Below are 23938 nucleotides of genomic sequence, written 5' to 3'. Positions count from 1 at the left end.
GCTCAGGCCCCGATCCTGGTGTGGGCGCGAGCGGTGGTTGTGTGGCCGGTGCCCCGGCAGGCGGGGCAGTGGGCGGTGATGGTCTGGCGCTGCCCGTTGGGGGTGCGGGTTCCGGTGGTGATGGTGACGGCGGGGAAGCCGTCGCAGTGGCCGCAGATCGGCCGGGGGCGGATGTGCTGAGGCATGATGGGTCTTCCCTTTCGGGTCCGTTGGATCTGGAAGTGGTGGGCGCCCGGGGCGGCGGAAGTTTGGCGACCGAGGCCGCCCCGGGGGTCGGTTAGCGGTTGTTCGGGCGGTTGAGCAGCGAGCGCAGGACCACGGCGCACAAGGCGACCGAGGCGGCGGTGATCGCGGTGGCCAGGAGCATCGAGACCAGGACCGCGCCGACGACGAGGACCATGGCGGTCCCGCCAGCGGCGGCGACGAGCAGCGAGCCCGGGGTGAGCTGAACGGCCGGCCGGGCGGGCGAAGCAGCCGGAACCGGGGCCGGGACGGTCGGGGCGTGGTGGCAGGTGCAGGCCGGAGGATGCACCAGGCCGGTGAGCGGCTGGACGAGGGACGTTCCGGGGGTGGGTGCGGTGTCCGGGGGCGGGATCTTCGGGGTGAACACGGGTGGGGCCTCCTGTCAGGGGTTGCAGCGGTGGGTGCGGGCGGCGAGTTCGGCGGCGGCGCGGCTGTTGTAGTCGGCGGAGAAGTCGCAGCGGGGTGCGGTGCAGGCGGCGACGTGCTTGGTGCGGCCCCGGCCGTCGTAGTAGGTGCCGACCTGAACGGGGCCGAAGCGGACTACGTTCGTGAAGCGGTTCGGACGCGGCATGACGTGAACCTCCTTGTGGCTTAGGCGAGTTGGGTGGTGATGGCGTCGGCGAGGGGTGCGGGGACGCCGAGGCGGGCGCGCAGGGTGGCCGCGTCGATCCGTGCACCGGTCGCGGCCTCGTGAGCGTCGGAGAGCTTCCGGGCATGGTCGAGCAGAGCCGGAGGAACCGTCACCGCCGGAGCCGGGGCCGAGGGTGGAGCGGGCTCGCCGGATGAAGCCGCGGGGAGTTCCGGGGCGGGTTCGGGAGCCCGCTCCACCGTCACGTCCGCAGCCGGTTCGGGAGCCGGAGCAACCGGGGGTGCAGGCACCGGAGCGGGCTTGGGATCGGCCTCAGGCGCGGCGGTGGGGGCGTGAACGAGGAGGGTGCCGCCGAGGAAGGCGAGGGCGGGCCAGCCAGCAACGAGGATGCGCAGCCAGGCAGGAACGTCGTTGAGGTCGAGGAGTCCGGCGGTGGCGACGTTCGCGCCGAGCGAGGCGGCGAGGGCGATGATGAACCAGGCCCAGGCGGCGCGGTTGTCGGCGGTGGTGCGCATGCGCCGCCAGGCCGCGACCAGGAGCAGGTCGACGCTGATCGGGTAGGCCCAGGCTTTCCAGCCGTCCTGCCCTGCCGCTTCGGCCAGGTCATGTAGGTGCGCGAAGGACAGGGCACCGGCGATGACGGCCTGGACGAGCACGGCGTCGATGCGGATGCGGGGCACGGGAATCACCTTCCTTCGAGATGGATCCGCACCAGGCCGGGCTTGAGGAGCGACGGGCTCGGAGTGGGGGCGGCGGAAACGGCCGGCCGGAAGGGTGCCAGAGCGGCGAGGTGCGGGGTGAGGTGCGCGTACTCGTGGCAGACGGCCACGGCTTGGGCGGGGGTCATGGCGGGGGTGCGGATGCGGGACCAGCCGCCGGAGGAGTCCCCGGCCACCGCGACGCCGGGACGGTCCGGGGGGATGGTGGTGGCGGCGAAGACCGCTTCGGGGGCGATGTCCCCGAGGGCCATTTCGGCAGTCTGCTTGTCGTTGACCCGGTGCACCACACGGCCGGTGAGCTGGGCCCGCAGGGCGGTGGCGCCCTTGCCGAGGTCGGAGCCGAAGCGCTGCCCGCACACCTCCAGGAAGATCCCCACGGCGCGGGCCATCTGCGCGAGCCGGATCATCCGCATCACCATCCGGTCCCGCCGCTCCTCGTCCTTCTTCACGGCGACGAGGAACAGCTCCGCGACCTCATCGACCAGGACGACCAGCGGCACCGGCCGCACCTTCGCGGGCAGAGCCCACAGATCCGAGACACCGTGGGAACTGAGGAGGTCGAAGCGCTCCTCCATCTCACCGACGAGGGCTTCCAGCAGTCCGTCAGCCTCGTCCGGGGTGATAGCGAGGGCGGAGAGGCGGGGTGCGTAGCCGCGCTGTTCCACCCCGCGTTTGCAGTCGATCCCGACCAGGCCGACCGGGAGCTTGGCTAGCTGGGAGATGAGGTTGCGCTGATACATCGACTTGCCCGACTGGTTCGCGCCGACCGTCAGGGCGTGCGGGACCTTCTGGTAGTCCCGGACGAATGCCGTGCCGTCCTCGCGCAGAGCGACGGGGACGACGAGCGGGCCAGCGGTGGTGTTGCGGGGGAGTCGGCGGGGCATCTTGACCCGGCGCAGGACGTCGTAGCCGGTCATCCGCAGTTCCACGAACCCCGGCTTGACCTCGACCACGTGGACGGAGTGGACGCCCCAGGCGTGGCGGAGCCGTTCCGATGCGGCGGACACGTCTGCAGGCTCCAGACCGGCCGGGAGGCGCAGCGTCGCCCGCATCCCGGTCGAGGAGTAGCGGACCCGGCGGACCTGCGGGGGGACGGGCTGGACTTCCTGGCGGGCGACGTTGCGGACCATGAACGCCCGCAGGCGGGACGGCTGGACCGTCAGCCCGCACACATCCATCGTCGCCCGATACGTCACCGAGAACCGGACCCGGGCGACCGGGGCACCAACCAGCGACCAGAACACCCGAGGGGAGCGGGCCTTGGCGTAGCCGAGGCCACCGGCGGCCGATAAGGCCCCCGCAACCTCGATCACCGTGGACAGGTCCGTCATGATCAGGCCCCCAGCGGGGTCACAGCGACCGCGCGGAAGCTGATCCCGTGCCGGGTCTGGCCGTTGAAGGTGTTCTCCCAGTCGCGGGCCTTGAGGCCGACGACCGTGACCGGGGTGCCGGGGGCCAGGTTCTCCGGGACGCCCGTGTTGGGCACGGTCACCTGGTAGAGGTTGCCCTCACCCTCGTCCGCAACGAGCAGGCCCACCGTCGCGAGCGGGGCGCCGGTCTCCCGGTCGATGGCGATCTCGCCGGTCTGCTTGCTCACGAGCTTCGGCGTCGGAGGCGTCGCCACGAACACGACAGCGGTCGAAGTGTCGATCTTGAAGGACGGCATCTGATACTCCCTGAATCGTGTGGAGCAGCCCAAAGAGGACCCTCGGCGTTCGCTGTCCTGGGACTGCGATTCGCTAAGCAAGACTATGGGCCGCAGTCTCGGGACTGTCAACAGTCCTGGGACTGTGTTTGACTTGGCTCCGACGAGAGGAGTTCGGGATGACGCCTAAGTGGCGCGAGCTGGCAGACAAGCTGGCCGAGCAGATCAAGGCGGGTGAGTATGGTCCGGGCGCGCAGCTCCCGCATATTCGGGATCTGGTTGACGCTGGTGAGGGCTCTAAGTCCACGGTCCACGCCGCCTACAAGGCTCTCGAAGCCGAAGGCCTGGTCACTTCATCCCGAGGGCACGGCACGGTCGTACGCCAGCGGGTTCCGCTCAAGCGGCTCGGTATCGATCGATACGACAAGGCCAAGTGGCGCGATGGCGACGAAGTGGCGTTCATTGCGGACCGCGTAGCAAGTGGTCGCGCCTACCGCCGGAACGAGCAGACGCAGACGGTCAGCCTCGTCGAGGCTCCCCTCGCCGCATCCGAAGCACATGGGTTGCCCGCAGGGGCTGAGGTGTACGCGCGGGCCAGACTTGTGAAGGAGGGTCAGCAGCCCACCCACTGCTTGACCAGCTATTACCGGCCCGAGCATGTCGAAGGAACCCGCCTCGTTGACCCGACTCCTGGACCGGCCGGCCGAGGTGGAGGGTTCCGGGTGCTCTATGACGCCGGTTACGAGATCGACCACATGAAGGAGCAGATCTTCGCTCGGACGGCCACGGCCGACGAAGCGAAGCTCCTCCAACTGCCCCCAGGAGAACCCGTCGTCGAGTTGCACCGGACGACGTACACAGCCGATGGCACGGTGGTGGAGTTCGCCATCGGGGTACACGCGGCATCGCGCTTCGCCTGGGAGTACAAGTTTCAGGTGCCCGACTCGGCGACGGACAAGGGAAGCCCTCAGTGATCACCACGCAGGACTGGGAAGACGCCCGGGGCATCTGGAGCTATCACCAGATGGGACATGCCCTTAAGCCCTGCTCTGTTGCCATTGGGCTCGGCAGCCATGACCTCGGAGTAGCCGACACGTCGGTAGACCTCTACAAGCGCGGGCTGGTGCCGCTTCTCCTCTTCACCGGGGCCACGAGTCCCACGACGAGGGAGCGGATGCCCCGGGGTGAAGCTGTCCACTACCGGGAGCGGGCAGTCGAACTGGGGGTGCCCGGGTCTGCTGTCCTTGTGGAGCCCAGGGCCCGCAACACAGGTGAGAACATCCGCTTCGCGCGGGATGTGTTGGAGAAGGAGGGCGTTGAGGTGGCCTCCGTACTCCTGATCAGTAAGCCGTACGAGGAACGGCGGGCATACGCCACGGCCCGCAAGCTGTGGCCCGAAGTTGAGATCGTCAGCGCCTCGACACCCATGACGCTGGACGAGTATGTGAACTCGATTGGTGACGCACGTCTGGTGATCGACATGCTGGTCGGCGCACTGCAACGGCTGATGATCTACCCCGATCAGGGATTCATGATCCGCCAGCCCGTACCTGCCGACGTATCCGAGGCGTACCAGCGCCTCCGCCAAGCCGGTTTCACCAGCCGACTCCTCGCGACGGATTCACCCTCTTCTTGACCGAGCCTGAGAGCTGTTACAGGTTTCTCTACCTCATCAAGGCACCCGGCTGCGCTCCGCTCCGCCGGGCGCGCTTCCCGGCTCTGGCTGCGCCCGCGCTCCTGCCTTCGGCCCGCTCGGCGCTGCCGCCGCCGACGCGCGCCCGCAGTGGATAGGCCCGTGGGGCATGAGACCGAGAACCAAGCCCGCGGCTTCAAGAGGATGCCTCCGGCGGGGGCGCTCAGACTCCGGGATGGGACGGGGCGCCGTTCGCGAGTGCCGGCCGGAGCGGGGCGAGCGTCGTGGGGGCTCCCATCCCGACCACCTTCGACCCAGGCAGAGCCGAGCAGTCGCGGCCCAGGGCGTCAAGGTCGTTCGTACAGTGGCGCGCTCCACCTTGACGCCCTGAACCACGACTGCTCCACGGTGTGTGGGTCGAAGGCGGACGGGATGGGAGCCGGGGTGAGTGGTGAGTTGATGGGCTACCTGGCCCGTTTTAGCTGTTCAACCAGCCGGGCCAGCTCCTGCGGGTCCAATTGGAATCGGTCCGGATCCCAGACCACCTTGTAGTGGGCTTCCAGTTCGGCAATCGCCTGCCGCATGGCGAAGGTGGCGTCGAAGAATCGCTCCATCCGCCGAGGGCGTAGCTGGTCAAGAAAATCCTGTGCATAGCTGCTATTGCCAAGCTCAGCGCGGGACACCTCGGTGGGGGCTGTATACGCGTACAGCACCGCATTGACTGCGGCTATCGTTCGATCGAACGCCTGGTGCCGTTCGTGACGGCGGTCGAACCTCGCCTTGGCCCACGGTGCCAACAGGCCGCCGCTCAGCCCACCAAGGAGCGCTGCCCCCATCGGCACTATCCAACTCGGCATTTTGACTCCGTCTCTGGACCACACTCCGAACCAGGAGACTACCGGGAAAGCGTCGTCGCATCCCAGAGTTCAGCAGAAGCGCTCTCCCGGAGCGGTGGAAGGGTTCCGACCCGACCAGCCCTAGCAATCACTGTCAGCTCATTTCCTGCCCGAGTTGCCAGTCGGCGTAAGGTCCTTCTTATCGTGCTCGACCCAGAATCGGTAGAACGACCAACCCGCTCCACCGGCTTAACGCTTCCGCTTTTATCGGCCTCGTAGCCAACTGAGAAGGCGGGACCAGCGGCTGCGCCGCAAACGCATGATTTCCTCTGATTCGAATTGCTTGAGGCGCGTTACTAGCTCAGAACATTCGTGTACTGGTTGAAATTCGTTACGCCCTTCAAGTCCAACCCACGCGGGGCGCGTCAGAAGGGAGTGTTTGAGGCCTAGTTGTGCGATCACCTGGATTGCCGCATCCATATCGGCCTTGCCTACTCCCACGGTTCGAAGAGTTGCTACATCGAGCGCACGGTCGGCCCGGGCCTCGGCTCTGTGCTCGCTCTGGCCTGTGACTATTCGAGTCAAGGCATTTCGAGTCTCATCGAGTAGCTCGCCCTCGAAAAGGATCGGCAATGCCGCCTCGCTGAGATGAGTCTGGCCTCGCCCGTGAGCCTTGCCCATCAAAGTCGCAAAGGCGTCGGCAATTCGTGTGTCGGCTTCGATTTGCGCCAGGCGGGCGAGGCGTTTTTCTTCTCTAGCTTTACTCGCATACTGAAAACTGGCGGCAATGGCAGCCCCGGCGATCGAAGCGCTGCCCGCAACCACAGCCACGGTGACAACTGGTTCCATCTCCGGATAGTACGGTGCCCAAGGCCTGCATCGAGGGGGATCTCTGACATCCGCAGTTGACATCAACGATGGCGCACCATGGCGGCAACTGGCGGCCGCCAGCAGCGCTCATGCCCATGGCGCAAGCATGAGGGAGAGCTGTCCGGCCGAACTTACAAAGCAGATGTCGGCGGTTCGAAACCGTCCGCGCCCACCGTAGGAATGTGCAGGTGAGAACCTGTTTGGGCCCTCTGGTCCAGTCGGACCGGGGGCCATTTCCGTGATCGCGGCCGAGCCGTTGCGCGAGGCGGGCGGTCGATGGGAAGTTGGGGACACTTACGGGTCCCTTTTCGGGGGCGTAGCTGTCCGTAACCTCCCACCGACGCGTCGCTCGCGCTCGGCCGGGGCTGTCGCGGACGAGGTCATGATCATCGCCAGGTCAGAGAGGTCCGGCGGGTTCCGCACGACAGCCTGAGTGGCTGTGCCTGGTCCGTCCGCTTCACCGGGAGTCCGTGACGGACGGAGCACGGGGCGCACCAAGCGGATGTCGCAAGCGTCCAGGATTTCGGCAGCGATGAGTTTCGCCGTGGTTTCCGGTCTTCATCCATGTACGCGACTCATCGCAGCCGAGGAGAGCGCCATGGCCGCCACCTACACATTCGATGTCTTTTCCAGCCTCGACGGTTTCGGTGCCGCCGGCGGTGACTGGACCGGCTACTGGGGCAAGCAAGGCCCCGAACTCCTCGACCGCCGCCTCGGTCTGTACCGCGAGGAGCAGCGCATGGTCTTCGGTGCCCACACCTATCGCGCGTTCGCGCGGATGCTGGCGGCGAGCAGCCCGGAGTCCGATGTGCGTGACCCGTGGGTCACACAGATGAGGAGTCTGCCGGCAACGGTGGTGTCGTCCACGCTGGAAGGGCCCCTCGACTGGCCGGATGCGACCGTTGCGAGCGGCGACGCCGTCGATGTCGTCGCCCGGCTCAAGGAGGAGTCCGAGGTGCCCTTGCGGTCCCACGGAAGCCTGTCGATGAACCGGGCACTGATGGCCGCCGGCCTGGTCGACCGCCTCCAGGTCACGCTCTTTCCCGTGATCACGGGGCAGTCCGGGCTGGACCCGGTCTTCCACGGTGCGGCCGACTTCGACCTCGAACTGATCGAGCACCGGACGCTCGACGGCCGTGTCCAGGAGCTCGTCTACCGGCCCGCCCTGCACGTCTGACGCCAGTTGCCGCTGACCGGCAGCACGCTTGCTGTCGTGGCCTGGCGGGTTCGACGACGGCGTGCGTCACGGGGCATCGGACCCGATGGCCGCGCAGGGCGGTCAGCTGTCGCGTCCGGCGTTTCCGCGCCGCTCGGCGCGGTGGGCCAGGGCCGCGATGATGCGCTGCCACGCCGGTGACGCCTCGGAGATGCGGGAGGAGACCAGCGTCAGGTAGCCGGCCCGGTCGCCGTCCCGTGGTACCTCAGAAGTGATGTGGCCTTCCTCACAGCGAAAGCACAGGTGGTGAAAGCAACTGCACCCATTCGTCTTTTCTGTCTGCCCCGGAGCGAGTGGCGGCGGTAAGCAGGTGAAGAAAATGTGACGGCCAACCCTCTTCCCGGTCATACGATCACCTCAAGTCGCGTATGTGTGTCCCATTCCGCTGCGACCCCTTCTCTCTTTCTCGGACCCCGAAGGGCTCTAGTGAAGATCCGCCAGATACTTGCCACAGCTGTTGCCGCCGCAGTGACCACGCCTGCGCTCCTGCTGTCGGTCACCCCCGCGTTCGCCGACGACAAGCCGACGGCGCAGACGCAGAAGAAGCAGTCCGTCGCGGAGCTGGAAAAGGCCGCCGCCGCGGCGCAGGCGGCGTACGACGACGCCTTGGCGGCCGAGAACGCCGCCAAGGCGTTTCTGGAGTCCCTGGACGAGAACTCTCCCCTCGCGTTGGCCGCGAAGGCCGCCGAGGAGGCGGCAGCAGAGGCCGCCGCCGCGAAGACCGCCGCCGACCAAGCGGTCGTCGACGCGAAGGTGGCCGTAGAGGCTCTTCCTGACACGGCCACCGACGAGGACAAGGCCGCCGCGGCGGCCGCTGTCACCGAGGCGGAGGCCGCCGCCGTGGCCGCCGACGAGGCGAAGACCGCCGCCGACGCCAAGGCCGTGGAGGCCGACACCGCGTGCGACGACGAGCGGGTCGCCGCGGCTCGGGCCATCGGTGAGGCGCAGAAGGTCACGAAGCAGGCGCTCGCCGACAAGAACGCCGCCGACGCGGCGCTCGCCAAGGCGAAGGAAGAGGAGGCCGAGGGCGGCGAGGGTGGCGGGGAGGACGACACCTGCGTCCCCGAGCCCAAGCTCACCACCGTCGTCACGGGACTGCCGTCCACAGTTGTCGCCGGCACGAAGGTCAACTTCAAGCTCCGCGTGACCAACGGAACCGACAAGACGCTGGACGAGGTGTTCCCGTTCGTCTACGCCCACGCGACCGACCGTAGCGGGCGCAACGACCTCGACCACCTGGTGCACCTGCAGTGGTCGTCCGCCTCGTCCTCGACGTGGAAGAACGTCGACAACGAGAACTACATCGAGAAGATCAGCCCGCTGAAGGCCGGCGCCCACGCCGACATCAAGCTGCGCCTCACGGTCGACGCCGAGGCCCCGGCGGGCAACGGCGTCACCTTCGTCGCCGGTGACTACTGGAACGGCGACGGCACCTGCGGCGGAAGCCCGGACCTCGAGGGCTACGAGTTCATGATCGCCGCCGCGGGCAGCAACCCCGGCAAGGTCCCGGACGCCAAGCCCTCGTCCAAGCCGAAGCCCTCGGGCCTCAAGCCGCAGAGCGGCGCGTCGGCCAGTCCCGTGAGCGGCAGCCTCGCCGCCACCGGCTCGTCCTCCGCCACCTCGCAGCTCGCGCTCGCGAGCGGCGCGGCCCTGGCGATCGGTGCGGGCGCGGTGTTCGTCGTACGCCGTCGCAAGGCGGGTTCGCACTCCTGACGCATGAGGTGAGGTGCCGGCCAGGCGCCCGTCGCACGCGTTGACCAGAGGGTCCGGCACCGAACGGTGCCGGACCCTCTGTGGTGACACGGCTCAGCCCGCGTCCTGACGGGCCGTCAGCAGCGAACGGACCGGCACAGCGGCATCGAGAAGAGCGCGGGAGCGAGCCGCGATGCTCGCGTCCCGGGCAGCCAGGGCGGCTTCGGTCTCCTCCCTTCCGGGCCCGCGCCGCAGGCTCGGCATCAAGGCCCGCAGCGGGTCGATCCGGTAGCCGGCGCCGCGTAGTTGGTGCACGATACGGGCGTCCCGGGTCTGCGCGGGTGAGTACCGTCGCGCCCCCCGCGGAGGGACCCGGTCCGGAACGGCGAGGCCCTCCGCGTCCCAGTGCCGCAACGTGGACGGGCGCACTCCGAGGGCGGCGGCGAGTTCCGAGACGCCCATCGAGTCCGACGGGCGTACGTCTTCGATCAGTTCGGCGGAGATCGCCGTCACGGCCTCCCTGGCGAGCCCCAGATCCGTACGCTCCCGGTCGAGCCGGGCGTGGGCCGCGTCGAGCAGCGCGAGTGCCTCACCGACCGGGCGTGTGTGCACGGTACGCATGATCCGCTTGGCCTCGACCGGGCCCGTGGCGGCGGCGAGGGCCCGGTAGGCCAGCGCCGACCGGACGTGCGCCTCCCCGTGGAGCCGGTAGCCCGAGGCCGTACGCGTCGTCGGCGGCAGGACGCCGTCGCGTTCGAGGTTGCGGATCTGCTGGACGGAGTACCCCGCCCGTCGCGCGACGTCGACCGTGCGCATGGCCGACGACTTGAGGGTTGCCACCCGTCACTCCTCCGGATTCCCGTCCAAAGCCTCCACATGCACCTTAATGAAACGCTTGAGCACATGACCATCGACGAGATCACCGACTTCGTGGAGGGCCTCGGCGGGGTGCTGGCCGTCAGGCCGGCACCCGGCGACGGAACGCCCGAGATCAGCTGGGGGGACACGTTCTTCTCCTACGCGCCCGACGGCGTCGCGCCGGAAGCGACCCAGCCCTTCGCGACGATCGTGACGAAGAACTACCCGGGCGACGAGGCGTCGCGCCTGGACCGCCCGGGCACCTTCCGCGTCAACATCGGCGCCGGGAAGGAGGCGTTCAGGCACTGGACCGGCCACGCGCCGCGCGAGCCGGCCCCTGAGGGCGACCCGAGCGTCACCGACACCGTGATCGCGCACCCGGTCTACGGGTCCGTCGGCTGGCTCGCGGTGGTCGATCCGGGCAGGCGGACCGACGAAGTGGTGCGCCGGCTGCTGCGCGAAGCCCATCACCTCGCACGTACGCGTCACGAGCGACGGACCGGGTCGGCGCCGAGCTCGTAGCAGCGCACACCCTCAGACGCGCTCCAGCGGGCGGTGCGGGGCCGGCGGGAGCTCGACCTCCACCGCGTCGTACGGGCGGACCGGGCCGCCGTGGCGGACGACGGCCATGACGCCGGACCTGAACGTGAAGTCCCCCGACACCGGATCGATGGCGAACATCTCGCCGAGCAGGCCCTGCCGGAAGTCGTTGATCTTCGCGCACGGGTTGCGCAGGCCCGTCAGCTCCACCACCGCCTCCGCGCCGAGGTGCAGCAGGGTGCCCGTCGGGAGCCCGAGCAGGTCGACGTCGCGGGTGGTGATGTTCTCGCCGAGCAGGCCCGCCGCTACGGCGTAACCCCTGAGGGCGAGCTCGTCGAAGAGCTCCTCGTGCATCAGGTGCACCTGGCGCAGGTTGGGAAGGTCCGGCTCGTACGTCATGCGGAACTGGTGGCGGATCGTCTCGCCCGCGTGGACGTCCCCCTCGACACCGAGACCGGCGAGCAGGGTGACGGAGGAACGGTTGGGCTTGCTGAAGGAGTACGTCCCGTTGCTGCTCACCGCTGTGACCCGGCCTGCCATGTCCCACCCCGCGTGTCGGCCCGTGTGCTCCGGGCCATCCTAAGGAGGCCCGGCGTCAACGCGGGCCCACAGCCGGGCGTTCCAGGATCGCCGCCCACGGAAGCTCCCGTACCTCCGGGCCCTGCCGCGGTTCGTACAGGGGCCAGACCTCCGGCCCGTACACCAGCTCGACGCCTGCCCCGCGCAGTGTCGCGATGTGGGTCTCCCACGCCGGGTGCCGCGCGTGCGCGGCGTTGATCCGGGGAAAGACCACCACCGGGACGCCGGCCGTGCCGAGTGCCTCGCTCACCTGCGTCAGGGCCTGGTTGTCGGCGATACCCGTGGCGAGCTTGGCGACGTAGTTCGCGCTCGCGGGCGCGACGACGTAGCAGTCCACCACCGGATGCGGGCGGGGCTCCGAGGGCAGGCGGGGCGTGTCCCGCACCGGCAGGCCGGTCAGCGACTCCAGCCGGTCCCACTCACCGTTCGCCCTGAGCCACCGCCCGGCGTTCGGGGTGAGCGTCACGGCCACCTGCCAGCCCAGCGCGACGGCCGGCTCGACCAGCCCCGTGCGCAGCGTCTCCACTCCGTCGGTGGCCGTGCCCACGACTCCCAGCACCCCGCGGCTGCCTGCTGTCACCCTTGTCCCCGCCCTGCGTCGCTCTGCCCTGCCGGCCGGCGGTACAGGCGTACCCGGCGGCCGCTCGTACGCCAGTGTCCCAGTCCGGACACCGAGGTCCTGGCGCATGAGGCGGTGCTGCTGCCGAGCGGGCCGGTCCCCGGCCGCTCCCGGCCGCCCCCGGCCGCTCCCGGCCGCCCCCGGCGGCTCCCGGCTGCTCCGGGATGCGAGGCGACGAGGCACGGGGGACCGTGGAGGCATGTCCGGACATCCGCCTGTGATCGTGTACCCGCCCTCACCGACCGGTGGGCGACGGGTGACCGTGCGCGGACAGATCGTGGGGCTGGCGCACGGGCGTGGTGACGTGGCCTCGTTCCTCAGACGGGCCGGCCTCGCCGAGGGGGCCGGGGAGATCGACCTGGACCAGCCGGAGTTGATCGAGTGGCGGGGCGGAGACCTCGAAACCTGGAGGTGAGTCCCGTGAAGCGTCGAGGTGCACACCGGCACGAGGCGTCACTCGAACCGCCCCCCGGCTACTACGGGGCGAGCGCGGGCGCACCCGACGACACGCAGCGGGGCCTGATCCTGGACTGGGTGGTGAGCCGCCGGGTCGCCACCGGATGGCGGGTGGAGTCGCGGTCCGGAAGCCAGGCCGTGCTGGTGAGGGGCCAGTCGGTCAACCACGTGCTGCACGCCTTTCTGACGGTCTTCTCGTGCTGTCTCTGGGGCGCCGTCTGGGCGGTCCTGGCACTGACCAACAAGGTCGAGCGGGTGGTGCTCACCGTCGACGCGCGGGGGCAGGTCGTGACCGTGGGAGCGCCCTGACCGGGGTGGCGGGCCCAGGGAAGGACCGTCACCCCAACGGGCGCGTCCGGGTCGTGGCCGGTGAGGCCGTCGCACAGGGTCGGATCTGCCCACCGTGCTCCGGTGCGGCCCGTCGAGTGGAGGAATCCCATGACCCAGTCAGCGTCCGCCCCCGGCTCCTCGCGCCCCTCCGGCCCCGCCCCCGGCAGCCCCTGGGCGGCCACCGGGGCGATGTTCGCCGGGGTCGTGCTCCTCGTCGACGGCATCCTCGCCATCGTCAAGGGAATCGCGGGCATCGCCTCCGACGACGTCTACACGCGCATCAGCAATTACACGTTCAAGTTCGACATCACCGCCTGGGGCTGGATCCACCTGATCCTCGGGGTGGTCCTGGCGCTCGTCGGATGGAGCATCCTCAAGGGCGCGGCCTGGGCGTGGGGCGTGGGCATCGGGCTGGCGGCCCTGAACCTGATCGCCAACTTCATCTGGCTGCCGTACCAGCCGGTGTGGGCGATCATCTCCATCGCGCTCGACACCTTCGTCATCTGGGCCCTGTGCGCCCACCGGGCGAAGCCGGTCATCTGACGTGAACCCGGCGCGAGGCGGCCTGGAGCCGGACGCGCTCACGGCGCTGGCCGCCGACGCGTACGTCTACGGATCCCCGCTCGTCCGTCAGCTGTCAGCCGTCCAGGCCTGTCTCCAGGAGGGCTGCGGGACGCCGGCACCCGCGCCCTTCAACGACTTCGCCCACGCGGACGGACCCGCCACGCCCGGCACGCACACTCCGTACGCCCCGGCCGACCTCGTCGACGCGCTCGCCCAGCTCGACCTCTCCGGAGGGCCGGTGAGGCTGCACGTCCCGGACACCGGCGGGGCGTACTACGTCCTCCAGTTCGTCGACGCCTGGGGCAACGCCTTCGCCTATATCGGCACCCGGGCCACCGGCACGGACGAGGGGGACTGGCTGGTCGTGCCGCCCGGCTGGGCCGGCACCGTCCCCGATGTGGTGTCGGGGGTGATCGACGCGCCCACCTCCGTCGTCTCCGTCCTCGGCCGCCTCGCCTGCGACGGGCCGGAGGACATGCCCCGGGTCAGGGCGCTCCAGCAGGAGCTCACGCTCACGCATCTGGGCGACCGCGCCCACCGGACCGGGCTCCCGGCGGCCGAGTCCGGCGTCCCGGGCGAGCTGCGGTTCTTCGAGGAGCTCCGGGTCTGGATGGCCGACTTCCCGCCCGCCCCCGCCGATCGCGCCTACCAGGACCGCTTCCAGCCCCTGGGGCTCCTGGAGGAGGGCCTCTCGCCGTACGTGTCGGCCGGGCCCGGCCTCGTACGCGCGCTGCGGCGGGGGCTCGCGCTGGGACGGCTGCGGGTGGAGGAGACGGCACGCCCGCACACCGTCCCGGCCGACGGCGCCCCGGGTGCCTGGCGGATGGTTCCGCACCTGCGCGACTACAACCTGGACCACCTCGGCGTCGGCACGCTCCGCTCACCGGAGTGGAAGATTCCCGACCGGGAGGCGTCATACCTGGTCAGGGCGGTGGCTGCCCGGCGGGGACGCCGGCTGCCCCATGGGTACGAGGCGGTGTACGCCCACACGTCCCGTGACTCCCGGGGCCGCCCGCTCGACGGGGCCCACAGCTATGCGCTGCACCTCGCGCAGCCGCCGCCGGTCGGGGCGTTCTGGTCGCTGACCGCGTACGACAGCCCCGGGGGCCACCTGGTGACGAACGCCGCGGGCCGGTACGTGATCGGGGACCGGACACCCGGGATCGTCCACGGCGACGACGGGTCGCTGACGCTGCGCCTGTCCGCGCACCGGCCTGCGGACGCGGCCGGCGCGGCGAACTGGCTGCCGCTTCCGGCCGGCGCCTTCCGGCCGGTGCTGCGGCTCCACCTCCCCGGCCAGGCGGTTCTCGACGGGAGCTACGTCGTCCCCGCGCTCCGGCGGCTCGGGGACGCGCCGGGTCCGTAGGCCGTCAGGCGCGTTGTCAGTGGCGCGTCGCACACTGGAGACATGTGCCGCAGCATCAAGACGCTTCGTCCACCGTCCATCCCCGAAGAGGCCACCGAGGAGGAGATGAGAGCCGCCGCTCTGCAGTACGTGCGCAAGGTCTCGGGCTTCCGGGCGCCCGCCGCGCACAACCAGGAGGTCTTCGACCGTGCCGTCGAGGAGATCACCGAGGCCACCCAGCGGCTGCTGGACGGCCTGGAGATACGGGGCGCGGCCCGGGTCTGAGTGACGCGCGGGCCGTCAGGTCCCGGCGGGGGCTCCCGCGACGGGCGCGGGTGAGGTGTGCGCGGGGCGCCGGACGACGACCGCCGCGAGTGCGCCCGCCAGGAACAGGGCGAGGACCGAGACGGCCGTGCCCAGCCATCCCGCGCCCAGCCACTGGCCGCCGAAGTAGCCGAGGCCCACGCTGTAGACCGCCCAGGCCACTCCGGCCACGGCCGACCAGGGCAGGAACTCCTTCACCTTGCGGTGAGCGGCGCCCGCGCCCAGGGAGACGACGGAGCGGCCGGCCGGGGCGAAGCGGGCGACGACGACCAGCGCCCCTCCGCCGCGGCTCAGCGCCGCGCCGAGGCGTTCCTGCGCGGAGGTGAGGCGGCGGGACCGGGCGATGGCACGGTCCAGGCGTGCACCACCGCGCCAGGCGAGGCGGTAGGCGACGAGGTCGCCGAGGACGGAGGCGCTGGCGGCGCAGAGGGTCAGCACGAGGAGCGAGGGCACGTGCCGGGTGGCCTCCCCGGCCACGGCGGTGACGGTGGTCGTGCTCGCGGCCGCGGCGGTGGCCGCGGTAATCACCAGGACGCCGCTGGGGAGGACGGGCAGGAAGACGTCCAGGAGAACCGAGAGGGCGACCACCGCGTAGATCCATGGGCTGCCGGTCAGCGCACCCACACTCTCGAGCACTTTCTACTCCCCGTTCCCGTGTTCCGTGTCAACGCCGCGACGTCGCAGGGGAGCGGCAGGAGCGGCAGGGCCAGCTGTACAGCGTACGCCTGCTGTTCACGCGGTTCACCTGGTATTCACCGGCTCGGCGGCCGATGTCGCGCAGGTCACGTACGACCCCGGCCCCCCTCGGGAGGAGGGGGGCCGGGGTGCGGGGAGCGTGGAGGTCAGACCGAGACGGCCCGGGCCTTCTCGCGGGCGGGCTCGCTCTCGCTCGCGGAGCCGCCGCGCGAGGAGAACAGCCGGTCCAGGGCGATGGCGCCGGGGCCGGTGAAGACCAGCAGCAGGAAGGCCCAGCAGAAGACGGCCGAGGCCTCGCCGCCGTTCTGCAGGGGGAACAGCGACTCGGGCTGGTGCACCTTGAAGTACGCGTAGGCCATGGAGCCGGAGGAGACGAGCGCGGCGACGCGGGTGCCGAGGCCGAGCGCGACCAGGATGCCGCCGACGAGCTGGATCACCGCGGCGTACCAGCCCGGCCAGGTGCCGGCGGGGACGGTGCCGCCGCCCATGGAGCCGCCCAGGACTCCGAAGAGCGAGGCGGCGCCGTGGCAGGCGAAGAGGAAGCCGATGACGATGCGGAAAAGGCCGAGGGCGTAGGGCTGGGCCCGGTTCAGACATATGAACATGGGGGGTGGGGCTCCTTCGGTCTGGGGACGTGAACCGATCGGGGCCCCTCAGGTTAGGGTGACCTCACTATTGCTTGCAAGTTCAACATTCTGTCGAGTGGCTGAAAATTGGTCATTCGTTCGAGGTCAGGGAGCGCTCCAGAACGGTCTCGAGCTGTGCTCCCGTGGGCCTGGCTCTGGCCTGAACCAATGTCAGTGCCGCTTTCCGGCCGTGCAGGGTGAGGGTCATCAGCTGATTGCCGAACCACGGCCCCCCGGTCTTGCGCCAGGGCATCGGCGGGCCTCCCGTCCGCCCGTGGAGCGCCAGCGCGCGCCCGAGCCACCGGCCCACCCGGCTCCAGCCGAAACGGAAGCCGGCGCGCACGTACGCCGGGATGGAGTTGTGGACGGGAGAGCAGGTCAGTTGCAGGACGTGAGCGGCGGGAGTGCCGTCCGGGGCGGAACCGGGCCACTGGGGCTCGGCGATGTACGCATGGTGCACATCGCCCGAGAGCACGCATACCGTCGCAGGCGCGTCCGGTCCGCTGCCCGCCTCCCTCAGCAGCTCCGACAGACGGCGGAACGACTCCGGGAACGCGGCCCAATGCTCCAGGTCACCGGCCCGGCGCACCTTCTCCCCACGGCGCGCCCAGCGCTCGCCGCGGTCCCCTCGGCACAGCGCGGCGTTCCACGTCTCCGCCTCGTGTATGAGAGGCGGCAGCAGCCACGGCAGAGAGGTGCCGATCAGCAGATGGTCGTACGCGCCGGGGTCCGCGAGCACCTCCTCGCGCAGCCACCGCTCCTCCTCCTCGCGCAGCATCGACCGCTGCCGCTCGTCGAGGGACCGGGCCGCCCGGGTGTCGACCATCAGCAGCCGTACTCGTCCGAAAACACGCCGGTAGCTCCAGCGGGTCCGCGTGGGGTCGGCGTCAGCGGCCGCCGCGTGGTCGCGCAGGGTCTCGGTGCCGTCCGGGGCGGCGCGCACCGCCGCGTAGACCGGGTCGGCCTCCAGGGCGTCGGGGGAGAGGTTGCCGAGGTGCTGGTAGACCCAGTACGACATCAGCCCGCTGACGATGCGCTCGTGCCACCACGGGGTGCGGCGCATGTCCTGGACCCAGGCGGCGCTGGTGTTCCAGTCGTCGATGACGTCGTGGTCGTCGAAGATCATGCAGCTGGGGACCGTGGAGAGCAGCCATCGCACGTCCGGGTCGCGCCAGGACTCGTCGTAGAGGTGGGTGTACTCCTCGTAGTCGGCGACCTCCGCGCCGGGGGCCTCGTCGAGATCCCGGCGGGCGGCGAGCCGTCTCTGTGTGGCCTGCGAGGTCTCGTCCGCGTACACCTGGTCGCCGAGGAGCAGGAGGACGTCCGGGCGTACGGCGCCGGGGTCGGCTGCGAGGCGGGTGGCCAGCGCGTCGAGGGCGTCGGGGCCGATGGCGTCGTGCCCGTGGGCGGGCGGGGCCGCCCATCGGCAGGACCCGAAGGCGACCCGGACCGGATCCATGTCGTCCGGCCGGTGCACGGCGGGCGTACCGATGGTGCTCGGCGGGAAGCGGGAGTCCTCGGGCGGCCATACGCGGTGGCCGTCGAGCAGCACCTCGTACGGCGTGGTCGAGCCCGGGGTGAGGCCCGTCACGACCACCAGGGCGTAGTGGTGCCCCTGGACGGCGAAGGTGGGGGAGGCCCCGCCCGCCCCGTCCGCGCAGCGGACCTCCGCCGTGCAGGGCCTGGTCGCCTCCACCCAGACCGTCGCCCGGGAGCCGGACTCCCAGTCGACGTACCTCAGCAGCGGTCCCAGGCGTAGCCCGGCCATGTGTGCCCTCCTCGCGTCGCCGTCGTCGATGGCTCCGTAGGGTACGGAACGACGGAGGAGGGCGGGTTGGTTCCGCCGGGGGCGGGAGGGTCAGCAGCCGTTCAGGACGGACTGCAGGGCGCTCTTCTCGGTGGAGTCGACGGTGAGGTCGTAGTAGTGCTTCACGTGCACCCAGGCGCGGGCGTAGGTGCAGCGGTAGGCGGTGCGTGACGGAAGCCACTCACCCGGGTCCTGGTCGCTCTTGGACTGGTTGACGTTGTCGGTGACCGCGATGAGCTGCGGGCGGGACAGGTCGTTGGCGAAGGACTGGCGTTCCGCGTTGGTCCAGCCGCTCGCCCCGGAGCGCCAGGCCTCGGCGAGGGGGACCATGTGGTCGATGTCCAGGTCGGACGCGGCGGTCCAGGTGGCGCCGTCGTACTCGGAGTACCAACTGCCGCTGGTCGCTGCGCAGGAGGAGTCCTGGACGACGCCGGTGCCGTCACGCTTCAGCACCACCTCGCGGGTGTTGCACGCTCCCGACTGGGTGATCCAGTGGGGGAACTTGTCGCGGCTGTAGCCGGACGAGGAGCCCTCGGTGGAGACGGTGAGCTGACCCAGATACGTACGGGCGGTCGAGGCGCTGACCGGGGTGGGCATCGCGGCCTGGGCGGTCGGGGCCGTGAGCAGACCCGTGGTGGCGGCGAGCGCGGCCGAGGCTGCGACGACGGCTATGCGACGCGCGTAGATACCGGACATCTGAACTCCCTTGGTGTGGGGGGATGTTGAGCGGGCGACCTGTCGAGCCGGACCATCGTGGCGGCGCCGAATTTCGGTGGGGTGGTCGCCAGGTAACAGAGTGACGACATGCGCACGTCACATCAAGGGGTAGGGCGGTCGGTCTGACGTCCCGTCCGAAGGCTGTTCGAGTACGCGGGTTGACGGGGCGGCGGCCCTTAGGGTGGCCGCGTGCTGCTTCCGGTCGGTCCTGCCCTCGGTGTCGCGCTCGCCGTGCTCCTGGTGTGCGCCACCGCCGTCGCGGCGTGGGCCTCGCTCGGCAGGTCGCGTGAGATCGCCGTCGCCGGGCTCCGGGCCGCGGTCCAGCTGGCCGTCGTCTCCCTGCTCATCGGCTGGGTGGTGCGCTCCCTGGGGCCCCTGCTCGGGTTCCTGGCGCTGATGTTCGCGGTCGCGGTGCGCACCGCCGGCCGGCGGATCACCCGTAACCGGACCTGGTGGTGGGCCGCCGTGCCGATCGCGGCGGGCGTCGCGCCGGTCGTGACGGCGCTGCTGCTCGCCGGGATCCTTCCGGCGCGGGGCATCGTCCTGATCCCGGTCACCGGCATCCTCGTCGGGGGCGCGCTCACCGCGACCGTGCTCGGCGGGCGGCGCGCGCTGGACGAGCTGGAGGTGCGGCGCGGGGAGGTGGAGGCGGGGATGGCGCTCGGGCTGACCGACCGGGACGCCCGGCTGGAGATCGCCCGCCCCGCCGCTTCGGACGCCCTGCTGCCGGGGCTGGACCAGACCCGGACCGTGGGGCTCGTCACCCTGCCCGGGGCCTTCGTGGGCATGCTGCTGGGCGGCGCCTCACCCGTGGAGGCGGGCGCCGTTCAGCTCTTCGTCCTGGTGGCGCTGATGGCGGTGCAGGCGGTCGCCGTCGCGCTGGTGCTGGAACTCGTCGCCCGGGGAGTGCTGCACCGGGAGTGAGACGAGAACGGCCCCGCTCCGGGCTGTGTGCCGAGCGGGGCCGTTCTCAAGGGGCGCGGGGCTACAGGGAGTCCTCGATGTGCAGGCGGATCGAGCCGTCCGTGCCCGCCTCCACGCGGAGCCGCGTCAGATCCTCGACATGGGCGTCGGGGGAGAGTGCCGCCGCGCGCGGGCCGACGCCCACGACGCGCATGCCGGCCGCACGGCCCGCCGCGATGCCGGCCTCGGAGTCCTCGAACACGACGCAGTCCGCAGGGTCGAAGCCCAGCTCGGCCGCGCCCTTGAGGAAGCCCTCGGGGTCGGGCTTGCTGGCACCGACCATCTCGGCGGTCACGCGGGTCTCCGGCACCGGCAGCGCCGCGGCCGTCATCCGGGCCTGGGCGAGCGCCTCGTCGGCAGAGGTCACCAGTGCGTGGGGGAGGCCGGCGATCGACTCCATGAAGGCGGTGGCGCCGCCGATGGGCACCACCCCGTCCGTGTCGGCGGTCTCCTCGGCGAGCATGATCCGGTTCTCCGCGTAGTTCTGCTCCATGGGGCGGTCCGGGAGCAGGGCGGCCATCGTGGCGTAACCCTGCCGGCCGTGGACCACCTTGAGCGCCGCCTCGGGGTCGAGCCCCTGTGCGATCGCCCAGCGACGCCAGCAGCGCTCCACCACCGCGTCGGAGTTCACGAGGGTGCCGTCCATGTCCAGCAGGAGGGCGCGGGCTTCGAGGACGGTGGCCGGCATCGGCATGCTCCAGAGCGCGGGGGAACAGCTCGTGGCTGCGGTGAGGAAGATTGCGGTGAGGAAAACAAGTAGCCCCGCCCGCCGGTCAGGGAGAACGAGCGGAGGCTACTTTGTTCCACCACGATACAAAAACCTGCCCCGAAACGCCAATCGTGCGCCGAAACGCCCCCGCGCGGGGAGAGACTCAGGACCGGCGCCCGTTGCCGCTCGTCCGCTCCTCCAGGGCGCGGCGGGTCTCCGGGCCGTAGACGCCCGACGGGTCGTCCTCGACCGAGGCCCACCTCTGGAACTCGGCGACGGCGTCCTCCACCCGCTCCGAGTAGTCGCCGTCGTCCGGCCCCCGGTAGACCCAGATCTCCTGCAGCCGCCGCTGGAGCTCGGTGACCTCCGGGCCGCGGTCACCGCGCCGCAGCGTGCCGCCGGACGCCTCCTCGGCGGGCGGCGGAGCCGCGGCCGTGGTGGGGGCGGGGGGCGCCTTCGTCGCGGACACGGAGGGCGACGGTGACGTCGAAGCGGCGGCCGAATGCGACGGCGACGGGCTCCCCGACGGCGAGGCGGACGCCGAGGGTGAAGCCGACGCCGACCCGGACGGCGTGGCCGAGGGTGACGCGGACGGGGACTCCGACACCGACGCGGCAGGCTCGTCGTTCATGGCCGGCGCGCTCGTCGTGACCTCGGGCAACGCCGTGTCCCGGCGGTCCTCGTCGTCGAACAGCCCGCTCGCGAAGGCGGCCGTGCCCACCACCGCGGCCACCGCCGCCCCCACGGCGGCAACGGCGAACGGCCGCCGGCGGCGCGGTTGCACCGGGTCGGGGCCGCCGCCCGCATAGGCGGCGGCCGTACGCCGACGGGTCTCGTCCGGGGCGACCGCGCCGGACGAGACCCCGACCCCCGTCGCCCCGTCGCCCGGCGAGGCCCCGGCCCCCGGCGCCCCGCCCACCGCGTCGTCCCCCACGCCGTCCAGGAACAGCGGCATCGTCGTCTCCGCCGCCGGGGCGCCGGAGTCACGGGCGTCGTCGCTGCTCAGCGTCACGTACGGCCGGATCCGCAGCGGGTCGAAGTCCTCGGCCGCCGCGATCTCGGCCGACCGGGCGTCCCGCTCGGCCGTACGCGCTCCGCAGGCGCACCCCGCCCCCGGTCTCGCGCTCCGCTCGCCACCGCACTCCGGGCACACAGGTCCGGTCATTGTGGGTTCCCCTCCCCATCGAACTGCCTGCGATTATGCAGGCACCCACAGGGAAGCCCAACGCCCGTACCACTGCTCGGCAGGCCATAACGGTACAGAACGGCCAGGATAGGGGGAAGCGGACCCGAGGAGATGCTCATGGCCCAGCAGTTGAGCCCGCCACCCCTGGCGGAAGGCGGGGGGCGGTCCCGGCGGAACGTCCTGGTGTCCATCGGCGCACTGCTCCTCGGCATGCTGCTCGCCGCACTCGATCAGACCATCGTGTCCACCGCCCTGCCCACGATCGTCAGCGAACTGGGCGGCCTGGACCACCTGTCATGGGTGGTGACCGCCTACATGCTGGCGGCGACCGCGGCGACCCCGCTCTGGGGCAAGCTCGGCGACCAGTACGGGCGCAAGAAGCTCTTCCAGACCGCCATCGTCATCTTCCTCGTGGGCTCCGCGCTCTGCGGCATGGCCCAGAACATGCCGCAGCTGATCGGCTTCCGCGCCCTCCAGGGGCTCGGCGGCGGCGGACTCATGGTGCTGTCGATGGCCATCGTCGGCGACATCGTCACCCCCCGTGAGCGAGGCAAGTACCAGGGCCTGTTCGGAGCGGTGTTCGGGGTGACCAGCGTGCTGGGCCCGCTGCTCGGCGGCTTCTTCACCGAGCACCTCAGCTGGCGCTGGGTCTTCTACATCAACCTGCCCATCGGCGTCATCGCGCTGCTCGTCATCGCCGGCGCCCTCCACATCCCGGTCCGCCGCACCAAGCACACCATCGACTACCTGGGCACCTTCCTCATCGCCTCCGTCGCCACCTGCCTGGTCCTCGTCGCCTCGCTCGGCGGGACCACCTGGGCCTGGACCTCCCCGCAGATCATCGTCCTCGCGGTCCTCGCGGTGGTGCTGCTCGTCGCGTTCGTCGCCGCCGAGCGGCGGGCGGCCGAACCGGTGCTGCCGCTGAAGCTCTTCCGGAAACGGACCTTCACCCTCGTCGCCGTCATCAGCTTCGTCATCGGCTTCGCCATGTTCGGCGCCATGACCTACCTGCCGACGTTCCTCCAGGTCGTGCACGGCATCACCCCGACCATGTCCGGTGTGCACATGCTGCCCATGGTCCTCGGGCTGCTGATCACCTCCACAGGCTCCGGCCAGATCGTCAGCCGCACAGGCCGCTGGAAGGTCTTCCCGATCGCCGGCACCGCCCTCACCGTGGTCGGCCTGCTGCTGCTCCACACCCTCTCCGAGAACAGTTCCACCTGGACGATGAGCCTCTGCTTCTTCGTCTTCGGTGCCGGGCTCGGCCTCGTCATGCAGGTGCTCGTGCTGATCGTGCAGAACTCCGTCGGCTACGAGGACCTCGGCGTCGCCACCTCGGGGGCCACCTTCTTCCGCTCCATCGGAGCGTCCTTCGGCGTGGCCGTGTTCGGCACCATCTTCACCAACCGGCTCTCCGGCAAACTCGAGGAGGCGCTCAGCGGCCGTTCCCTGCCGCCCGGTGTCGACGCCGGGGCACTGGCCGCCGACCCCCGGGCCATCGGCCGGCTCCCGGCCGATCTGCGCCCCTCGGTTCTGAGCGCCTACTCGACGTCGATCACCGACGTCTTCCTCTACGCCGCCCCCGTCGTCCTCGTCGCGTTCGTCTTCGCCTGGTTCCTCAAGGAGGAACCCCTGCGCGGATCGGTGACGGCGCCCGACACCAGCGAGACCCTGGCCTCCAACCCGGTCCAGCGCTCCTCGTACGACGAATGCGCCCGCGCCCTGTCGGTGCTCGCCACGCGTGAGGGGCGCCGGGAGATCTACGAGAAGATCACCGAGAAGGCCGGATACGACCTGCAGCCCGCCGCCAGTTGGCTGCTGCTGCGCATCAGACGCCACGGCACCGTCGAGCCCGGCCGGCTGGCCGAGGTCGCGCCCGTGCCGCTGAGGGTGATCACCTCGGCCGCCCGCCAGGTGGAGGGGAGCGGTTACGCCCGGCGCGAGGGCATGCAGCTGGTGCTCACCGAGAAGGGCGCGGAGGCCGTGGTCAAGCTCTCGCAGGCACGCGAGGAGTCCCTGGCCGAGCTCCTGGGCGACTGGTGGGGCCCGGACCGGCCCACCGACCTGATCCGGCTGGTGACGGAACTGTCGTCCGAGGTGAGCGGGTCCAGCAGGGAGCGGCCGCACATGCCCGAACCGCGCCCTGACCACTCGGTGGGCTGACGGTCCGCCGGAG

General features: G+C 70.8%; 29 protein-coding genes. 12 read left to right on the top strand and 17 right to left on the bottom strand.

All coding sequences use genetic code 11. The features are described 5' to 3' along the window. Positions 1-2 precede the first annotated feature (2 nt). The 6 genes from AB0P41_RS01300 to AB0P41_RS01275 form a co-directional block, all read right to left on the bottom strand. Complete coding sequence (locus AB0P41_RS01300) at positions 3-185, bottom strand: hypothetical protein (protein ID WP_365929345.1); 183 nt, start codon at positions 183-185, stop codon at positions 3-5. A gap of 92 nt (positions 186-277) precedes the next feature. Next, positions 278-610, bottom strand: coding sequence for a SpdD protein (locus AB0P41_RS01295; RefSeq protein WP_365929344.1), 333 nt, complete (start codon positions 608-610; stop codon positions 278-280). Between the two features lie 15 nt (positions 611-625). Continuing rightward, positions 626-814 carry a mobile element transfer protein gene (locus AB0P41_RS01290; RefSeq protein WP_365929342.1) on the bottom strand — a complete coding sequence of 63 codons (189 nt, stop codon included), beginning with the start codon at positions 812-814 and terminating at the stop codon, positions 626-628. A 20-nt stretch (positions 815-834) separates the two neighbouring features. After that, complete coding sequence (locus AB0P41_RS01285) at positions 835-1512, bottom strand: DUF2637 domain-containing protein (RefSeq protein WP_030592913.1); 678 nt, start codon at positions 1510-1512, stop codon at positions 835-837. A gap of 5 nt (positions 1513-1517) precedes the next feature. Further along, complete coding sequence (locus tag AB0P41_RS01280; protein WP_365929340.1) at positions 1518-2882, bottom strand: FtsK/SpoIIIE domain-containing protein; 1365 nt, start codon at positions 2880-2882, stop codon at positions 1518-1520. Between the two features lie 2 nt (positions 2883-2884). Further along, positions 2885-3217: a hypothetical protein gene (locus tag AB0P41_RS01275; RefSeq protein ID WP_030701162.1), complete on the bottom strand. Its 333-nt coding sequence runs from the start codon at positions 3215-3217 to the stop codon at positions 2885-2887. Positions 3218-3375: 158 nt separating this feature from the next. On the opposite strand from AB0P41_RS01275, the gene AB0P41_RS01270 reads away from it, so the two are divergent. After that, positions 3376-4170, top strand: coding sequence for a GntR family transcriptional regulator (locus tag AB0P41_RS01270; RefSeq protein ID WP_365929338.1), 795 nt, complete (start codon positions 3376-3378; stop codon positions 4168-4170). Next, positions 4167-4832 (top strand): YdcF family protein, encoded by a 666-nt coding sequence (locus tag AB0P41_RS01265; protein ID WP_365929336.1) that lies wholly within the window; start codon positions 4167-4169, stop codon positions 4830-4832. The genes AB0P41_RS01270 and AB0P41_RS01265 overlap by 4 nt, the downstream gene beginning before the upstream one ends. A gap of 461 nt (positions 4833-5293) precedes the next feature. Here the strand turns inward: AB0P41_RS01265 and AB0P41_RS01260 are convergent, their stop codons facing one another. Then, complete coding sequence (locus AB0P41_RS01260; protein ID WP_365929334.1) at positions 5294-5665, bottom strand: hypothetical protein; 372 nt, start codon at positions 5663-5665, stop codon at positions 5294-5296. 264 nt (positions 5666-5929) lie between these two features. Further along, on the bottom strand, positions 5930-6514 hold the full coding sequence (locus AB0P41_RS01255) for a hypothetical protein (RefSeq protein WP_365929333.1): 585 nt from the start codon (positions 6512-6514) through the stop codon (positions 5930-5932). 619 nt (positions 6515-7133) lie between these two features. Between AB0P41_RS01255 and AB0P41_RS01250 the strand changes: the two genes are divergently transcribed. Beyond that, positions 7134-7712 carry a dihydrofolate reductase family protein gene (locus AB0P41_RS01250; protein ID WP_365929331.1) on the top strand — a complete coding sequence of 193 codons (579 nt, stop codon included), beginning with the start codon at positions 7134-7136 and terminating at the stop codon, positions 7710-7712. A 465-nt stretch (positions 7713-8177) separates the two neighbouring features. Continuing rightward, positions 8178-9464, top strand: a complete 1287-nt coding sequence (locus tag AB0P41_RS01245) for an LAETG motif-containing sortase-dependent surface protein (RefSeq protein ID WP_365929329.1) — start codon at positions 8178-8180, stop codon at positions 9462-9464. Positions 9465-9557: 93 nt separating this feature from the next. Here AB0P41_RS01245 and AB0P41_RS01240 read toward each other — a convergent pair whose 3' ends face one another. After that, complete coding sequence (locus AB0P41_RS01240) at positions 9558-10283, bottom strand: MerR family transcriptional regulator (protein ID WP_356707512.1); 726 nt, start codon at positions 10281-10283, stop codon at positions 9558-9560. Positions 10284-10346: 63 nt separating this feature from the next. On the opposite strand from AB0P41_RS01240, the gene AB0P41_RS01235 reads away from it, so the two are divergent. After that, complete coding sequence (locus tag AB0P41_RS01235; RefSeq protein WP_356707511.1) at positions 10347-10823, top strand: DUF6194 family protein; 477 nt, start codon at positions 10347-10349, stop codon at positions 10821-10823. A 12-nt stretch (positions 10824-10835) separates the two neighbouring features. On the opposite strand, the gene AB0P41_RS01230 is transcribed toward AB0P41_RS01235, so the two are convergent. After that, entirely contained in the window at positions 10836-11381 is a 546-nt protein-coding gene (locus AB0P41_RS01230) for an MOSC domain-containing protein (protein ID WP_356707510.1), read from the bottom strand. A gap of 55 nt (positions 11382-11436) precedes the next feature. After that, positions 11437-12000: a flavoprotein gene (locus tag AB0P41_RS01225; RefSeq protein ID WP_365929326.1), complete on the bottom strand. Its 564-nt coding sequence runs from the start codon at positions 11998-12000 to the stop codon at positions 11437-11439. 238 nt (positions 12001-12238) lie between these two features. Here AB0P41_RS01225 and AB0P41_RS01220 point away from each other — a divergent pair, with 238 nt between their 5' ends. The 5 genes from AB0P41_RS01220 to AB0P41_RS01200 all read left to right on the top strand — a co-directional run bounded on the left by AB0P41_RS01220 (position 12239) and on the right by AB0P41_RS01200 (position 15019). Continuing rightward, positions 12239-12454: a hypothetical protein gene (locus tag AB0P41_RS01220; protein WP_356707508.1), complete on the top strand. Its 216-nt coding sequence runs from the start codon at positions 12239-12241 to the stop codon at positions 12452-12454. A gap of 5 nt (positions 12455-12459) precedes the next feature. Continuing rightward, on the top strand, positions 12460-12804 hold the full coding sequence (locus tag AB0P41_RS01215; protein ID WP_365929324.1) for a hypothetical protein: 345 nt from the start codon (positions 12460-12462) through the stop codon (positions 12802-12804). A gap of 129 nt (positions 12805-12933) precedes the next feature. Beyond that, positions 12934-13368 (top strand): hypothetical protein, encoded by a 435-nt coding sequence (locus AB0P41_RS01210; protein WP_356707506.1) that lies wholly within the window; start codon positions 12934-12936, stop codon positions 13366-13368. 1 nt (position 13369) lies between these two features. Next, on the top strand, positions 13370-14755 hold the full coding sequence (locus AB0P41_RS01205; RefSeq protein ID WP_356707505.1) for a DUF1254 domain-containing protein: 1386 nt from the start codon (positions 13370-13372) through the stop codon (positions 14753-14755). Between the two features lie 42 nt (positions 14756-14797). Then, positions 14798-15019 carry a DUF2277 domain-containing protein gene (locus tag AB0P41_RS01200; RefSeq protein WP_104785181.1) on the top strand — a complete coding sequence of 74 codons (222 nt, stop codon included), beginning with the start codon at positions 14798-14800 and terminating at the stop codon, positions 15017-15019. A gap of 15 nt (positions 15020-15034) precedes the next feature. Here AB0P41_RS01200 and AB0P41_RS01195 read toward each other — a convergent pair whose 3' ends face one another. From AB0P41_RS01195 to AB0P41_RS01180, 4 genes are all read right to left on the bottom strand, one after another. After that, positions 15035-15694: a VTT domain-containing protein gene (locus AB0P41_RS01195; protein WP_356707503.1), complete on the bottom strand. Its 660-nt coding sequence runs from the start codon at positions 15692-15694 to the stop codon at positions 15035-15037. Between the two features lie 206 nt (positions 15695-15900). Continuing rightward, positions 15901-16359: a DoxX family protein gene (locus AB0P41_RS01190; RefSeq protein WP_365929322.1), complete on the bottom strand. Its 459-nt coding sequence runs from the start codon at positions 16357-16359 to the stop codon at positions 15901-15903. Positions 16360-16471: 112 nt separating this feature from the next. Continuing rightward, positions 16472-18148 carry an alkaline phosphatase D family protein gene (locus AB0P41_RS01185; RefSeq protein ID WP_365929320.1) on the bottom strand — a complete coding sequence of 559 codons (1677 nt, stop codon included), beginning with the start codon at positions 18146-18148 and terminating at the stop codon, positions 16472-16474. Positions 18149-18238: 90 nt separating this feature from the next. Next, a complete protein-coding gene (locus tag AB0P41_RS01180; protein WP_356707500.1) occupies positions 18239-18883 on the bottom strand; it encodes an HNH endonuclease family protein in 645 nt (214 codons plus the stop codon). Between the two features lie 210 nt (positions 18884-19093). Here AB0P41_RS01180 and AB0P41_RS01175 point away from each other — a divergent pair, with 210 nt between their 5' ends. Beyond that, positions 19094-19828, top strand: coding sequence for an ABC transporter permease (locus tag AB0P41_RS01175; protein ID WP_356707499.1), 735 nt, complete (start codon positions 19094-19096; stop codon positions 19826-19828). A 61-nt stretch (positions 19829-19889) separates the two neighbouring features. On the opposite strand, the gene AB0P41_RS01170 is transcribed toward AB0P41_RS01175, so the two are convergent. Next, entirely contained in the window at positions 19890-20555 is a 666-nt protein-coding gene (locus AB0P41_RS01170; RefSeq protein ID WP_356707498.1) for an HAD-IA family hydrolase, read from the bottom strand. A 184-nt stretch (positions 20556-20739) separates the two neighbouring features. Further along, positions 20740-21741, bottom strand: a complete 1002-nt coding sequence (locus AB0P41_RS01165) for a peptidoglycan-binding domain-containing protein (RefSeq protein ID WP_365929316.1) — start codon at positions 21739-21741, stop codon at positions 20740-20742. Between the two features lie 132 nt (positions 21742-21873). Between AB0P41_RS01165 and AB0P41_RS01160 the strand changes: the two genes are divergently transcribed. Beyond that, positions 21874-23925 carry an MDR family MFS transporter gene (locus tag AB0P41_RS01160; RefSeq protein WP_365929314.1) on the top strand — a complete coding sequence of 684 codons (2052 nt, stop codon included), beginning with the start codon at positions 21874-21876 and terminating at the stop codon, positions 23923-23925. Positions 23926-23938 lie beyond the last annotated feature (13 nt).

Origin of the sequence: Streptomyces sp. NPDC079167 (assembly GCF_040686735.1) — a bacterium.
Lineage (GTDB): Bacteria > Actinomycetota > Actinomycetes > Streptomycetales > Streptomycetaceae > Streptomyces.
This window is presented reverse-complemented; position numbering and strand designations above follow the sequence as displayed.

Excerpts from the sequence above, each read along its gene's own strand:
- AB0P41_RS01300 (WP_365929345.1), bottom strand. The coding sequence starts at position 185 with ATGCCTCAGCACATCCGCCCCCGGCCGATCTGCGGCCACTGCGACGGC.
- AB0P41_RS01290 (WP_365929342.1), bottom strand. The coding sequence starts at position 814 with ATGCCGCGTCCGAACCGCTTCACGAACGTAGTCCGCTTCGGCCCCGTT.
- AB0P41_RS01280 (WP_365929340.1), bottom strand. The coding sequence starts at position 2,882 with ATGACGGACCTGTCCACGGTGATCGAGGTTGCGGGGGCCTTATCGGCC.
- AB0P41_RS01275 (WP_030701162.1), bottom strand. The coding sequence starts at position 3,217 with ATGCCGTCCTTCAAGATCGACACTTCGACCGCTGTCGTGTTCGTGGCG.
- AB0P41_RS01270 (WP_365929338.1), top strand. The coding sequence starts at position 3,376 with ATGACGCCTAAGTGGCGCGAGCTGGCAGACAAGCTGGCCGAGCAGATC.
- AB0P41_RS01260 (WP_365929334.1), bottom strand. The coding sequence starts at position 5,665 with ATGGGGGCAGCGCTCCTTGGTGGGCTGAGCGGCGGCCTGTTGGCACCG.
- AB0P41_RS01255 (WP_365929333.1), bottom strand. The coding sequence starts at position 6,514 with ATGGAACCAGTTGTCACCGTGGCTGTGGTTGCGGGCAGCGCTTCGATC.
- AB0P41_RS01250 (WP_365929331.1), top strand. The coding sequence starts at position 7,134 with ATGGCCGCCACCTACACATTCGATGTCTTTTCCAGCCTCGACGGTTTC.
- AB0P41_RS01235 (WP_356707511.1), top strand. The coding sequence starts at position 10,347 with ATGACCATCGACGAGATCACCGACTTCGTGGAGGGCCTCGGCGGGGTG.
- AB0P41_RS01230 (WP_356707510.1), bottom strand. The coding sequence starts at position 11,381 with ATGGCAGGCCGGGTCACAGCGGTGAGCAGCAACGGGACGTACTCCTTC.
- AB0P41_RS01220 (WP_356707508.1), top strand. The coding sequence starts at position 12,239 with ATGTCCGGACATCCGCCTGTGATCGTGTACCCGCCCTCACCGACCGGT.
- AB0P41_RS01210 (WP_356707506.1), top strand. The coding sequence starts at position 12,934 with ATGACCCAGTCAGCGTCCGCCCCCGGCTCCTCGCGCCCCTCCGGCCCC.
- AB0P41_RS01200 (WP_104785181.1), top strand. The coding sequence starts at position 14,798 with ATGTGCCGCAGCATCAAGACGCTTCGTCCACCGTCCATCCCCGAAGAG.
- AB0P41_RS01190 (WP_365929322.1), bottom strand. The coding sequence starts at position 16,359 with ATGTTCATATGTCTGAACCGGGCCCAGCCCTACGCCCTCGGCCTTTTC.
- AB0P41_RS01185 (WP_365929320.1), bottom strand. The coding sequence starts at position 18,148 with ATGGCCGGGCTACGCCTGGGACCGCTGCTGAGGTACGTCGACTGGGAG.
- AB0P41_RS01180 (WP_356707500.1), bottom strand. The coding sequence starts at position 18,883 with ATGTCCGGTATCTACGCGCGTCGCATAGCCGTCGTCGCAGCCTCGGCC.
- AB0P41_RS01170 (WP_356707498.1), bottom strand. The coding sequence starts at position 20,555 with ATGCCGGCCACCGTCCTCGAAGCCCGCGCCCTCCTGCTGGACATGGAC.
- AB0P41_RS01165 (WP_365929316.1), bottom strand. The coding sequence starts at position 21,741 with ATGACCGGACCTGTGTGCCCGGAGTGCGGTGGCGAGCGGAGCGCGAGA.
- AB0P41_RS01160 (WP_365929314.1), top strand. The coding sequence starts at position 21,874 with ATGCTCATGGCCCAGCAGTTGAGCCCGCCACCCCTGGCGGAAGGCGGG.